Below are 13,589 nucleotides of genomic sequence, written 5' to 3' on the forward strand. Positions count from 1 at the left end.
ATTGGATAAACTTGTTTTTAATTAGAAATGCATTACTTTTGCAGCAAAATTAAAACAATAAAATGGCAACAAATAGAACATTTACAATGCTTAAGCCAGATGCTGTTGAAAAAGGGCACATTGGCGCAATATTAGAAAAAATTTCAGCTTCAGGATTTAGAATCGTAGCAATGAAATTAACGCAAATGACAAAGGCAGACGCTGAAGCATTTTATGCAATCCACAATGAGCGTCCATTTTTTGCAGACTTAGTTGAATATATGACGCGTGGTCCTATTGTTGCGGCTATTTTAGAAAAAGACAATGCTGTTGAAGATTTTAGAACATTAATAGGAGCAACGAATCCTGCAGATGCAGCCGAAGGAACGATTCGTAAATTATATGCAGCCTCTATTGGAGAAAATGCTGTACATGGTAGTGATAGTGATGATAATGCAGCTATAGAAGGGGCTTTTCATTTTTCTGGAAGAGAGATGTTTTAAATCATTAAAAAACCATAAATAAAAAGAAGCCCGTAACATTGTTGCGGGTTTTTTGTTTAAAAATAGATAACAACTACTTTTTTACAGCTTCCTCAACGATATTTCCTTTTTCTCGAACGACCATTTTAGTAACTTTTCCCGAACTATTTTTAATAAATTCGAAAGTTAAAGGGCGTTCTTTACTAAAAAATAGTGATTCAGACTGAGGGTAAGCCGTCGCTAACATTTTACCTGCTTTAATTTGAAGCATGCTCTTCTTTCTGGTAATCGTTATAGTTTCTTTATTTGATGCTAGATATTTACCGATTAAAGAATCGAGCAATTCATAAGTTAATGAAATTTCTTTTTTATCAGTGTTTTGTGGTGGTGCTTTATGGTTATAGCTCAAAACACGTGTCATTTTCCATAAACCATCTTTTAATTGCCATATATGTGTAAATTTGGCAACTCCATCTAAGCATTCTGGTTTGTTGTTTTCAGTGATGTAGAATAGGTGGTTGCCAGATATAATACCACCATAATTATTTATTGGGTATATTTTTATACTGCTTTGAACTGCTTCTCGCCTTAATTTCCAATTATTTTTTGAACTGCATAAGTTCTTCTCCGATATTTTTAAAAATGCTTCGGCTCCTTTTGTTAATCCATTTTTATCATGATAAAATTCTAAATCATCCGACACATATTTTTTTAATATGTTTAAATTACACGAATTAAAACCTTTCCAGAAGATGCTATCATGATATGAGATAATAGCCTGCAGCTCTTTGTTGGTATTGTTCTGGTTTTGTGAATTTGAAATAGTTGTTGCTAATAGAAATACGACAAGCAGAAGTATTGTTGTTTTGATTTTTGTCATTTTGATTGATTAATGTTTATGTTAGACGATTTAATAGGTTAATTGGTTACATCAAATGAAAAATCCCATAAAATGTTATGGGATTTTGTATTAAAAAGTATTTGTTTAGAGGGTGAATGCAAAATTAATTCCACAAAAAAAAGTCTATCAAATACATGATAGACTTTTAATTGTAATTGTTAAAGTATATGTGTTAGACTACTTTTACGTTTACGGCGTTTAATCCTTTTCTACCTTCTTGTAGATCGAATTCTACTGTGTCACCTTCACGAATTTCATCGATAAGTCCTGAAATGTGTACGAAGTGTTCTTTGTTGTTGTCTTCTTCAATGATGAATCCAAAACCTTTAGAGTCATTGAAAAATTTTACGGTACCTTTACTCATGTTATGTTTTATAAAAAATTAAGTCACAAATATAAGACAAATAATAATAGCATTTCTGTTTTGTACAAAAATTTTGTATAAAATCTGTTTTTGTAATTATCGGATTACCAGTTTTTTAATGATTTCTTTGCCTAGTTCTTCATTAAGCATATTGATTATTTTTTTTTTGCCATAACTCAGCTCTTCCCTTAGTACACTGGAAGTTAGCTGTACATAAAGCGTGTCACGCTCTAAGTTTACCGATGCCGTATAATTGTTCACACCATTACCCATTAGGTTTGCCCAAGCGTCTGCTACGTTAACTTTGTTTAAACCTTTTTCTAACTTGTTGGTTTCTACAAATTCTTTTAATGCATCTTGTATGCTAATATGTTCGTTGTGTCGTTTTGCCATTGGGTTTGGTGCTATTTTGTTAAGTTATTAGAAATTTAAAGATTAAAACTAAATAGATTTTTTACATGTTTTTGTTTTTGATACCAGTCATTATATACTAATTCTAGAGTTTTTATTTTAAAACTTCCAAAATTATGGTCTTTATGGTTCTCAATTAGATTTAAAAAATCTGATTTTTTACTTAAGTTTTCTGTAAAACGAACCACGGTAGCATGTGCCGTTTGTATAGCGTAGCGTTTGTCAATACTTTGTTCTAAGGTACTGTTTTTAAAGTTATCCCTCAATTTATTTCTTATTTTATTTAATGATTCATTGTTCATAAAACCCTGAATCATAACGCATGAAGGGGATGCTGTTATTCCTTTAAATTTAATTTCAATATTCGAATCATCAATTAAACTATCATTGATGTGTTTAATATACTCAGGTAATTCAATGTCCTTTAACATAAAACCATCGTAACACGATATTATAGACATAACAGTTATATGAATATCGGAATTGGCATAATAATACTGATTGGGTTCTATAGTTTTAAGTTTACTAAGAAATTTTTGGATTTCATTTTTAACTTTTTTTGAAGGTCTGGCTAAAAGTGTAATACCAAATCTATTGTCTAAAGGCGAATGAATTAAATCATCAATTTGATAGTCATCGTTAGAAATTTTTTGGATGGATTCCTCGTATAGATTTTTATAGTGTGCTTCTAAATTCATTAAATTTTATTAAAACTTATAGTTTAAAAATCTCATAAGATTGGTGTACTTGTTTCACTGCAGCTTCGGTACGTTCTGCATGGGTATCACTTATAAATAACTGCCCGAAATTTTCATCATCGACCAATTTAATGATTTGAGCTACACGATTCTCATCTAATTTATCAAAAATATCATCAAGTAATAAAATAGGATTTACGCCACTTTGCGCTTTAATAAAGTCGAATTGGGCTAATTTTAAAGCAATTAAGAATGATTTTTGCTGACCCTGGCTACCAAACTTTTTAATAGGATGTTCTTCAATATTAAAATGTAAATCATCTTTATGAATACCAACACTTGTGTATTGCAGAGCTTTATCTTTATTGATAATATTTTTTAAAAGGGTATTTAAATCGGTTTCAAATAAATCACTATGATACTTCAAATCAACTATTTCCTTGCCATTGCTAATAGCTTCATAACGAGATTTGAAAATGGGGATAAATTCTTTTAAAAAAGCATCTCGTTTTTCAAATATACGCGTTCCAAAGTCTGTTAATTGATCGTTATAAACCTCTAAAGTATCATTATTAAAGGTGTGGTTTAAAGCAAAATACTTTAACAAGGCATTACGTTGAGCCAGTATTTTATTGTAATTAATTAAATCGTTTAAATAGGTTTTATCGCTTTGAGAAATAACGCTATCTATAAACTTTCTCCGAGTATCGCTACCTTCAATGATTAAATTTCTATCAGCAGGTGAAATAATTACAAGGGGTAAAAAACCGATGTGCTCACTAAATTTTTCATAAACCTTAGCATTGCGCTTAATAACTTTTTTTTTGCCTCGTTTTAAACTAATAATTATTTTTTCGGTTTTAGCCTCTTTTTCATAATCGCCATTGATGACAAAAAAGTCTTCATCATGCTTTATGTTTTGAGTTGCTACTGGGTTAAAATAGCTTTTTCCAAAAGATAAATGATAAATGGCGTCCAGTACATTGGTTTTTCCAATGCCATTATTTCCAACAATACAATTTATTTTATCATTGAAAGTAAACGATTTACTATCAAAGTTTTTGTAATTAAGTAATGAAAGTGATTTTAAAATCATAAAAAAAGCGACTTAAAGGCTATTTAGTTGCTAAACTCTTTAAAAAGAAGTGCAAATTATTGAAAAATATCAAATAAATACCCTTTTAGTTATGAAGAAAAATTATATTTTTGCGGCGCATAAATATAGATAGAATACATGGCGACTTATAATAAAAGAGGATATAAACCTAAAAATAAAGTAGAGAAAGAACAAAACATAGAAGTAGACTCTACAACGGCAGAAGTTTTTAATACCCTTGACGAAACGGCTTCTAAAACAGAAGCATTTGTAGCGAAGAACCAAAAATATATTTATATAGTAATAGGGCTTGTTGCTGTTATTGTTTTAGGGTCTTTAGGATATAAGGAATTTATAGCAAAGCCTAAACAAATATCTGCAATGAACGATATGTTTCAGGCTCAAAAATATTTTGATCAGGCTGTTACTGGAGTGGAAAAAGACTCCTTGTATAATTTGGCCTTAAATGGAGGAGAAGGGAAATTTGGAATGCTGGATATTATTGAAGAGTACAGTGGAACACCTTCTGCTAATCTAGCAAGTTATTATGCTGGTACTGCCTATTTAAGATTGAAAGATTATAAAAAGGCCGTTGAGCATTTAGAGAATTTTAAAAGTGATGATGAAATATTAGCACCTATAGCAAAAGGTAATATAGGTGACGCTTTTGTACAATTAAACCAGCAAGAAGAAGCTCTAGGATTTTATGAAGAAGCGGCCGAAATGCGCAATAACGAATATACAACACCTATGTATTTGTTTAAAGCAGGTGCTATTGCCTTAGATTTAGGAAAAGCAGATAAGGCTCTGGGGTATTTTGAGAGAATTAAAGAAGACTTCCCTAGTTCAAATGAAGCTTCTAAAGTGGATGTGTTTATAGGTAAAGCGCAAGTATTGGCTGGCAAATAGATAATATGGCTACGGAAAATAAAAACTTATCCGATTACGATAAAACAACAATCCCAAACGCGAGTAAATTTCGGTTTGGGATTGTTGTTTCAGAATGGAATGATACCATTACAGAGGGACTCTATGACGGTGCTTATAATACTTTGGTAGAAAATGGCGTACAGCCAAATAACATTATTAGATGGAACGTTCCAGGTAGTTATGAGCTTATCTATGGCTGTAAAAAAATGCAAGAGCAGATGGTCAATGCTGTTATTGCAGTAGGAAGTGTTATACAGGGAGAAACGAAACATTTCGATTTTGTTTGTGAAGCTGTATCTCAAGGAATAAAAGATTTAAATGTTACTCGAGAAACGCCCGTAATATTTTGTGTGCTTACAGATAATAATATGCAACAAGCCGTAGAGCGTTCTGGCGGTAAGCATGGTAATAAAGGAACTGAAGCTGCTGTTGCTGCTATTAAGATGGCCGAATTGCGTGAAAATAGTTAGTTTGGTGGTTGCTAATCAGTGATTGGTTGAGTTTTTTACTTCTAATTTCAAACTCCAAGCATCTTGCTTTGTTAGACTCTGTTAACAATTTTTGACATTCCAACAGCTGTTTTCTGTCTATTTTTAAGTATTTTTGAACAAAGCGTTTTATAGATTTTGTTTAAGCAACGTAAAAATAGAACTTTTAAATATGAGCCTAGATTTTCTAAGGAAAATCAAACAGGCTCAAATCCAAAAGAAGATTTTGATTCTGAAGACTTTGTTTCAAAATGGAAGCGACAAAGAGGAAACAATGTACGAGTTAAAGGAGCCCTGCCTGTGAAAACATTAATTTTAGTTTTGGTATTATTATTGCTTTGTATGTATGTATTAGAGAAAAAATACATGTAACCTTAAAGCTTAAAAACTATGGGAATTTTAAAAATACGGAAAAACAAAAAGTTTAGTTATACACCACGTTATTTTGATGATAAAGGTCAAGGCAACCCTTTTGAAATTAAACACAAATTTGACGAATACAGGACAACTGTAGGTAGTAATAAGGGCTTAAAAACAAAGTTTAATAATGCTTTAGACGATTTTAAAAATAATCCAGATAAAGAGGTTAACAGACGTGTTTTAATAATAGTTGGAATCCTTGTTTTAATATTTCTTTTTATCATCGATTTCGATTTATCTATATTCTTTTCTAAGTAATACATGGCAGACATCATCCAGCTTTTACCCGATCATGTCGCTAATCAAATAGCGGCAGGAGAAGTTGTACAACGCCCAGCATCGGTTGTAAAAGAGTTGCTTGAAAACGCTATTGATGCGGGAGCGACAACGATTAAACTTATTGTAAAAGACGCTGGAAAAACATTGGTTCAAGTTATCGATGACGGTAAGGGGATGAGTGTCACCGATGCCCGTTTGAGTTTTGAACGTCATGCGACTTCTAAAATTAGGACTGCAGATGATTTATTCCAATTGCATACCAAAGGATTTCGTGGAGAAGCTTTAGCAAGTATAGCGGCAATTGCTCATGTAGAGCTAAAAACGAAGCAAGAGCAAGATGATGTCGGTACGGCCATTGTGATTGAAGGTAGCAATGTGGTATCGCAAGACGTTGTAGTTACACCAAAAGGAACGTCTATTTCTGTCAAAAATCTTTTTTTTAATATTCCTGCGCGACGTAATTTTTTAAAATCGAATACGGTTGAATTACGTCATGTTATTGATGAGTTTCAGCGTGTGGCATTGGCGCATTCTAATATTAGTTTTGCTTTGTACAACAACGGAAGTGAGTCTTTTAATTTACCAATAAGTAACTATAGGCAACGTATTGTAAATATTTTTGGAAACAAAACCAATGAAAAGTTGGTGCCCGTTGAAGAGGATACCGAGGTTCTTAAAATTTCAGGATTTGTTGGTAAGCCCGAATTTGCTAAGAAAACAAGGGGTGAACAATACTTTTTTGTAAATAATCGCTTTATTAAAAGTGCTTATTTAAATCATGCGATAACTTCTGCATTCGACGGGTTATTAAAAAGTGGAACGCACCCAAGTTATTTTTTAAACTTGGAGGTAGACCCACAAACAATAGATATTAATATACACCCCACTAAGACAGAAATTAAGTTTGATGATGAGCATACGCTGTATGCTTTGTTGCGTTCTGCAGTTAAGCATAGCCTGGGACAATTTAATATTGCGCCTGTTTTAGATTTTGAGCGTGATCCAAACCTTGATACGCCGTATGCGTATAAAAATAAAAACACAGATGTACCAAAAGTAGAAGTAGATCGAACTTTTAATCCTTTTCAGGAAGAAAAACAATCTAAGGCTACGATGACAACATCTTATAAAAAAGAGCCTGCTGCTAATTGGGAAGGCTTGTATGTTGGATTAGAGTCTAAAGGCACTAAGACAGATCAGGATTTTAGTGAAGTGTATTTTGAAAGTGAAGAGTCTACACCTTCAATTTTTGATGAAGAAAAGCAGATAGACACTGTAAATACAACGTATCAGCTTCATAATAAATACATTGTTAGCACTATTAAATCTGGGATGTTGGTTATCGATCAGCACCGTGCACACCAACGAATTTTATATGAAGAGCTTCTTAAAAATATGACTATTAAAGAAGCGGTAAGTCAGCAGTTATTGTTCCCACTTCAATTGCATTTTTCAACACAAGAAATCACTATTGTTAAGCAATTAAAAGACGATTTAGAAAATACAGGGTTTGTGTTTTCAAACTTTGATGATGAATCTCTTGAAATTACGGGAGTTCCAATATCGGTTCCAGAGAGTGAGGTATCTATTATTTTAGAACAATTAATTAGCGATGTAGAAAATGAAGTGCCAGATAGTCATTTTAGTGCTACGGATTTATTAGCAAAATCAATGGCTAAAAGTTTAGCTATAAAAACAGGGCAATCCTTACAAAAGGACGAACAGGAACATTTAGTAAATAAGCTGTTTGCTTGTAAAGAACCAAATATTACACCAACTAACAGGTCAACATTCATTACATTAAGTGTAGACGAGTTAGATAAAAAATTTATATAGAATTATGATGAGGATTTCAGAAACCGTTAAACATTTAATTATTATTAATGTGATTATGTTTATTGGTAGCATGTTTATTGGGGAGGGCATGTTGTTTAAAGAGTGGTTTTCAATGTATTTCCCAAAAAATGAATTATTCCAGCCCTGGCAAATACTCACACATATGTTCATGCATGGAGGAGGGATGCATATTTTTTTCAATATGTTTGCACTTTGGATGTTTGGTACACCTGTTGAGCAGGTTTTAGGTTCTAAACGATTCTTATTTGTCTATTTCTCCGCAGGATTAGGAGCTGTAGGACTGCAGATATTATATTCCTATTTTATATATCAGAGTGATTTATCTATATTGGTTAATGCAGGTTTCGATACCACTCAAATACTTGAGACTTTAAATTCGGGTTTTGGAATGAGGGATACGCGCTGGGACACTTTTCTTCCTGGAGATAAACTTAAAAACTTTTTGGAGGCTTTTCATGTGCCAATGGTAGGTGCTTCGGGATGTATTATGGGAATTATGGCAGCATTTGCTATGATGAATCCCAATGCTGAACTTATGATGTTATTCTTACCAATACCTATTAAAGCGAAGTATTTTATCCCAGGTATCATTATCTTGGATCTAATTTCGGGTTTAACAGGGCAGTCCTTTTTTAGCCCGAGTAATACAGCATACATGGCGCATGTTGGAGGTGCGGTTGTAGGCTTTCTAATTATGTGGTATTGGAAAAAAACACAGTTTAATAGAAATCGTTGGAACTAATGACTTCGCTTTCTCAAGACATAAAAGATAAATTGTCCAGACTTAATGTTCTGGAAAAGGTTATAGTTATAAACTTGATTGTTTTTGTGCTTGGATTACTTTTAAAGTCTAATATAGGCTGGCTTGAATTACCAAGTGATTTGTCGGATTTTATAGTGCAACCATGGGCTATTATAACCTATGCTTTTTTACATTACGATTTTTGGCATTTTTTCTTTAACATGCTGTGGTTATATTTTATTGGGCGTATGTTTTTAAACCTATTCAGTCCTAAAATGGCACTAAATATTTATTTTTTAGGGGCCATGGCAGGCGGCTTGTTGTATATGCTATGTTATATCATGTTTCCTAATGTGTTTCAAGCAAACTCCCGATTATTAGGGGCTTCGGCTGCGGTTAGGGCCTTGTTAATATTTCTTTGTGCCTATATGCCAAATCAGGAACTGCGTTTTTTTACATTTAATTTGAAATTATGGTATGTAGGTGTTGCTATTGTAATAATTGATGTTATTGGTGTGTTTTCTGGAATCAATAATCCAGTGGGTAATTCTGGTGGTAATCTGGCACATTTAGGAGGTGTGCTGTTAGGTTATTTTTATGCAAAACAATTAACGAAAGGGCAAGATATAGGTAGAGGTTTTGAGAGTATTATGGACGCTGTTTTTAATATGTTTAAGCGAACAAAAAAAGGCCCATTGAAAACAGTGCATAGAAACAAATCAAAAATTGGGGGGTATACTAAAGCCGATTTTAAGGAGTTTAATAATCAGAAGAAAATAGATGTTATTCTAGATAAAATTAGTAAGAGTGGTTATGATAGTCTAACTGCCGAAGAAAAGGAGTTTTTGTTTAGAGCAGGAAAGTAATTCTATTGGAGGGTATAGAATAAAATTATACATCTTATAATCATGTATTTTAGAGAAGAAATTTGTTATTTTAACGAATAAATTCTTACAAATTAATGTTTGCTATTTATCTTCTCAATAATTATTAAGGACTTCATCTTTTGAAGTTGTAATATTTTAGAGGGGTTCAATTGATTGGCTTAATCCAGAATGAAATTGATTTATTGGATATTCTACATTCTCTAGCAGAAGTTGTAAAACCAATAGAAAAATTTAAATGGTATTTATGTATGAATAAATGGATATAGCCTTTGAATGGTAATATGAAAAAATTAAGTTTTATAAATAAAATTATCTATTATATAAATGTTATAGTGGCAATTTTGCTATTATTGTCATTTGCTTTACCATTTTTACCCCCAAAAACATTTTCTATCTTATCAGTACTTAATTTGGGTGTTTCCTTTTTAATTCTGGTTAACGTATTGTTCTTTTTATATTGGTTGGTGAAGCTTAAAAAACAATTAATGTTATCATTGTTTGTACTTTTTATTGGATACATCTCTTTTGGTTCTCTATATAAGTTTTCATCTTCAAAAAAGATAGAAAGCCCTAATAATATAAAGGTTATGAATTATAATGTTAGATTATTTAATCTTTATAATTGGATTACTGAAAAGCATGTTGAAAACAAAATTGTTGACTTTATTAAGGCAGAAGCTCCTGAAATTTTGAGTATTCAGGAATATCATCCTCATGAGAATATTGATCTTTCTTTTTTTAAGTATAAATATGAAAAGCTTTCTGGGAATAAGACAAAATATGGTCAGGCCATTTTTTCGCAATTCCCGATTGTAAATTCTGGATCTATTGAGTTTCCAGACACAGGCAACAATGCTATTTTTGCCGATATTTTAAAAGGGAGTGATACGGTTAGGGTTTATAATATTCATTTGGAGTCGTTACGTATCAATACCAATGTAGAGACTCTTAAGAATGAAGATTCCGAGCGTCTTTTTAAGCGTATTGGAGAGACGTTTAAGATGCAACAGTTTCAAACAGAGCTATTTTTAATGCATAAAAAACAGTGTACTTATAAAATGATTATTTGTGGTGACTTTAATAATACGGCATTTTCTTATGTATATAGTAAAATTAAAGGTGATTTAAACGATACGTTCAAAGAAGCAGGAAACGGATTTGGGCGTACTTACAATTTTAAATTTTTTCCAGTGCGTATCGATTTTATTTTTGCGGAAGAATCCTTTTCTGTAAATGGTTTTAAAGCTTATAATGAGTGCTATTCTGATCATTATCCCATTATGGCTACGCTTGGTTTGAAGTAGCTGTTTAAGGAACAGTAGTCAGTAAATAGTGTTCAGTATACAGTAATCATTCATTATAGTTTATGAATCAAGGGTAAGTTTACATGAACGAACAATCTACAAGGTCTGATACAATATGTATAACCAATCCCAGACCAATTAAACGTGTTTTTTTAGGGAGCAAAAGCATAAAGTATACAGCCATAGCATAATAAGAATGAAGTGGATGAAAATTAATGCTACATCTGTTGGGATTGAAAATGGGATTTGCTAGTAAGTGGTCTAAATCGATCCACATACCAGAAAACATGATTAAAAATGCTAATTTCCAGTTGGTTTTATACCAGATTAAGGCCACTACTAACGGGATTAGGATATGGCACCCATAATGAACAATGGTTTGTAACATTAAGGAGTTATTAGGGTTTGAGATTCTAAATAATTTAAAGCATTGGGGCCTTCATTAAAAAGCAGGTCTAAAATGCTTAGATTGGGTATAAAACCATGCTTGTTACCAAATACCTGTGTATAAGTATCAAATTGATAGACTTGTTCTTTCTTGGCATTTACTAGATATCTAAAATCTGTTTTGTTTTGAATTGATTTTTGATAAGTTTCAGATTTTAAAGTATGTAATTCCAATTGTAAACAATTACAAATAACTTCGATACATTTTAGGTTATAATCTAAAATATAATCTGCTTTTGTATTGAATAAAGGGAGAAGTTCATCTTCATAATATTCAAAAAAAGGGGATGTCCTGTAGGCTGAAAGTAACGATTTCCAATGGAGGCTTTGCCATTTTTCTTCGTTAAATATTTTCACATCACGGTATTTTTGACGATTCTTTTGCGAATGTATTACAGGAATGTTTAAAGCAAGTTTGCCATTGGCTCCATAAATATAGCAGCGGTTTCTATAAGTTTGCTTTAAAAAGTTATCGTTGATCTCGTACATGACTTCTTTTGCTTTTGCCATGGCAACAAAATGTGCGATGTTGGGGAAGTAAGTCGGATGTATTATAATGCTCATTACTGTTATTCCTACAAAGGCAGGAATCTCATTAATTAAAATGTTATTTTGTTTATGTGGATTTCTGCTTTTGCAGAAATGACAAATTTAACTATTAGCTTTTTTGCGTTTTTTCCATTTATTAAATCCAATCCACCCAAATAATAAAACAAGAAATGGGATAAAATAAGAGCTGGCCTTACCGCTGCCACTCACCGTTGTAAAGAAACGCTCCCAACGTGGGTTTTTTATACCATCCCAACTCATCCAAATAAAGACAGGTTTACCAACAACATGGTCAAAAGGTACAAAGCCCCAAGCACGGGCATCAATAGAGTTATGACGGTTGTCACCCATCATCCAATAATAATTTTGTTTGAAGGTATATGTATTTGCAACTTCACCATTGATTAAAATCTGATTTCCTTTTACTTCTAACGAGTTGCCCTCGTATTCGGTAATGACACGCTTATACAATGGCAAAACCTCTAGATTTATATCAATCGTTTTTCCTTCTTCTGGTATGTATAAAGGTCCAAAGAAATCAACATTCCAGTTATAGTTAGGATCATGTGGAAAAATATTGGGATCTCTTACACCTTTTTTCTTCTTAATAGGTGTTATACTGGCAACATTAGGATGGTTTTTAAACTTTGCCAAGGCTTCATCTGAAATCGCCGAAAAGTAGTAAGTGTTATTAGTATTTGGTATAATTCCAAAACCATCCGTAATATCGTAACGTTCTTTGAGGTATTTTGGACTAAATTGATTGGTTTTTGGTTGTACGTGGTAGCTAAACTGCAAATGAGCTCTGTCTGGCAATACATTTTGTTTTCCATTTATATACACATAACCATTGCGAACCTCTAATGAATCTCCAGCAACGGCAACACAGCGTTTTACTAAATTGGTTTTTTTGTCAATAGGTTTGTAATAGTTTCTATCTGGATGAAAATCGTTCATATCCAGTAAAGTATCGGCAGGCTGGTTAAAAACGACGATTTCATTCCTGTCTATTTTTTCAAATCCAGGAAGTCTTAAATAGGGTAATTGAAATTTGTTGATCCAAGAGGTTTTTCTTTCTTCAAAATTGTCATTAAATAAGTATGATTTATTCCCTAATTTAGGAATGGTATCATGTACCATAGGAGCAGCAACAGTCGTCATGGGTATCCTGGCACCATAATGAAACTTGCTTACAAAAAGGAAATCGCCAACTAATAAAGACTTTTCTAACGATGATGACGGTATGGTAAAAGGTTGTATAAAATAGGTATGAACAATAGTAGCAGCAACGATTGCAAATAAGATAGAACTTACCCAATCACCTCCAGATGTTTTTGGCTGCAAGCTTCTATTTTCAACATAGCTAAGATCTGCCATGTAGTTTAAGTAGTAATTGTAGAAACCTAGTGTAATTACTGCTAAAAAAGTATCTAAAGGTTTGTTTTTGCCAAAACTTCTGGCAGTTTCAACCCAAACAACAGGAAACATGATAAGGTTTACTATGGGCAAAAATAATAAGATAACCCACCACCAAGGGCGATTTATAATTTTCATTAAAACAACACCATTATAAACAGGTACAAAAGCTTCCCATGCCTGTTTACCAGCTTTTACATAAAGCTTCCAGGTACCCAAGCCATGAATTACTTGAATAATCAATATGAATATAAACCATTGCAAAAGTGTCATAATCTTAAAATTTTAGTTTTTTGTTAGTAGCCAAATTTATTAATGCTGTTACAGATTTATTTGGCA

At 32.4% G+C, this 13,589-nt stretch carries 17 protein-coding genes; 9 read left to right on the forward strand and 8 right to left on the reverse strand.

Going from position 1 to position 13,589, the window contains the following annotated elements:
* Positions 1-62: 62 nt before the first annotated feature.
* A complete protein-coding gene (locus HHX25_RS13840; RefSeq protein ID WP_169674679.1) occupies positions 63-482 on the forward strand; it encodes a nucleoside-diphosphate kinase in 420 nt (139 codons plus the stop codon).
* Between the two features lie 73 nt (positions 483-555).
* On the opposite strand, the gene HHX25_RS13845 is transcribed toward HHX25_RS13840, so the two are convergent.
* The 5 genes from HHX25_RS13845 to recF all read right to left on the reverse strand — a co-directional run bounded on the left by HHX25_RS13845 (position 556) and on the right by recF (position 3,931).
* On the reverse strand, positions 556-1,341 hold the full coding sequence (locus HHX25_RS13845; protein WP_169674683.1) for a nuclear transport factor 2 family protein: 786 nt from the start codon (positions 1,339-1,341) through the stop codon (positions 556-558).
* A 193-nt stretch (positions 1,342-1,534) separates the two neighbouring features.
* Positions 1,535-1,726, reverse strand: a complete 192-nt coding sequence (locus HHX25_RS13850) for a cold-shock protein (RefSeq protein WP_102755017.1) — start codon at positions 1,724-1,726, stop codon at positions 1,535-1,537.
* Between the two features lie 96 nt (positions 1,727-1,822).
* Entirely contained in the window at positions 1,823-2,119 is a 297-nt protein-coding gene (locus HHX25_RS13855; protein ID WP_169674686.1) for a DUF721 domain-containing protein, read from the reverse strand.
* A 35-nt stretch (positions 2,120-2,154) separates the two neighbouring features.
* Positions 2,155-2,835, reverse strand: coding sequence for a 2'-5' RNA ligase family protein (locus HHX25_RS13860; protein ID WP_169674689.1), 681 nt, complete (start codon positions 2,833-2,835; stop codon positions 2,155-2,157).
* Positions 2,836-2,851: 16 nt separating this feature from the next.
* Positions 2,852-3,931: a DNA replication/repair protein RecF gene (gene recF / locus HHX25_RS13865; protein WP_169674690.1), complete on the reverse strand. Its 1,080-nt coding sequence runs from the start codon at positions 3,929-3,931 to the stop codon at positions 2,852-2,854.
* A gap of 138 nt (positions 3,932-4,069) precedes the next feature.
* Between recF and HHX25_RS13870 the strand changes: the two genes are divergently transcribed.
* The 8 genes from HHX25_RS13870 (at position 4,070) to HHX25_RS13905 (ending at position 10,838) form a co-directional block, all read left to right on the forward strand.
* Positions 4,070-4,840: a tetratricopeptide repeat protein gene (locus tag HHX25_RS13870; RefSeq protein ID WP_169674692.1), complete on the forward strand. Its 771-nt coding sequence runs from the start codon at positions 4,070-4,072 to the stop codon at positions 4,838-4,840.
* A gap of 5 nt (positions 4,841-4,845) precedes the next feature.
* On the forward strand, positions 4,846-5,331 hold the full coding sequence (gene ribH / locus HHX25_RS13875; protein ID WP_169674695.1) for a 6,7-dimethyl-8-ribityllumazine synthase: 486 nt from the start codon (positions 4,846-4,848) through the stop codon (positions 5,329-5,331).
* A 156-nt stretch (positions 5,332-5,487) separates the two neighbouring features.
* Positions 5,488-5,721 (forward strand): hypothetical protein, encoded by a 234-nt coding sequence (locus HHX25_RS13880; protein WP_169674698.1) that lies wholly within the window; start codon positions 5,488-5,490, stop codon positions 5,719-5,721.
* 18 nt (positions 5,722-5,739) lie between these two features.
* Positions 5,740-6,027: a riboflavin synthase subunit beta gene (locus HHX25_RS13885; RefSeq protein WP_169674700.1), complete on the forward strand. Its 288-nt coding sequence runs from the start codon at positions 5,740-5,742 to the stop codon at positions 6,025-6,027.
* Positions 6,028-6,030: 3 nt separating this feature from the next.
* A complete protein-coding gene (gene mutL, locus HHX25_RS13890; RefSeq protein WP_169674703.1) occupies positions 6,031-7,884 on the forward strand; it encodes a DNA mismatch repair endonuclease MutL in 1,854 nt (617 codons plus the stop codon).
* Between the two features lie 4 nt (positions 7,885-7,888).
* Complete coding sequence (locus tag HHX25_RS13895) at positions 7,889-8,647, forward strand: rhomboid family intramembrane serine protease (RefSeq protein ID WP_169674706.1); 759 nt, start codon at positions 7,889-7,891, stop codon at positions 8,645-8,647.
* Positions 8,647-9,513, forward strand: coding sequence for a rhomboid family protein (locus HHX25_RS13900; RefSeq protein ID WP_169674708.1), 867 nt, complete (start codon positions 8,647-8,649; stop codon positions 9,511-9,513). The genes HHX25_RS13895 and HHX25_RS13900 overlap by 1 nt, the downstream gene beginning before the upstream one ends.
* 302 nt (positions 9,514-9,815) lie before the next feature.
* Positions 9,816-10,838 carry an endonuclease/exonuclease/phosphatase family protein gene (locus HHX25_RS13905; protein WP_169674710.1) on the forward strand — a complete coding sequence of 341 codons (1,023 nt, stop codon included), beginning with the start codon at positions 9,816-9,818 and terminating at the stop codon, positions 10,836-10,838.
* 79 nt (positions 10,839-10,917) lie between these two features.
* Here the strand turns inward: HHX25_RS13905 and HHX25_RS13910 are convergent, their stop codons facing one another.
* The 3 genes from HHX25_RS13910 to lepB all read right to left on the reverse strand — a co-directional run bounded on the left by HHX25_RS13910 (position 10,918) and on the right by lepB (position 13,523).
* Complete coding sequence (locus HHX25_RS13910) at positions 10,918-11,226, reverse strand: DUF6122 family protein (RefSeq protein WP_169674713.1); 309 nt, start codon at positions 11,224-11,226, stop codon at positions 10,918-10,920.
* Positions 11,226-11,849: a WbqC family protein gene (locus HHX25_RS13915; protein ID WP_169674716.1), complete on the reverse strand. Its 624-nt coding sequence runs from the start codon at positions 11,847-11,849 to the stop codon at positions 11,226-11,228. The genes HHX25_RS13910 and HHX25_RS13915 overlap by 1 nt, the downstream gene beginning before the upstream one ends.
* An 87-nt stretch (positions 11,850-11,936) precedes the next feature.
* Complete coding sequence (lepB, locus tag HHX25_RS13920) at positions 11,937-13,523, reverse strand: signal peptidase I (protein ID WP_169674718.1); 1,587 nt, start codon at positions 13,521-13,523, stop codon at positions 11,937-11,939.
* Positions 13,524-13,589: the final 66 nt, after the last annotated feature.

It is taken from the genome of Flavivirga algicola (assembly GCF_012910715.1).
Classification (GTDB): Bacteria; Bacteroidota; Bacteroidia; order Flavobacteriales; family Flavobacteriaceae; genus Flavivirga; species Flavivirga algicola.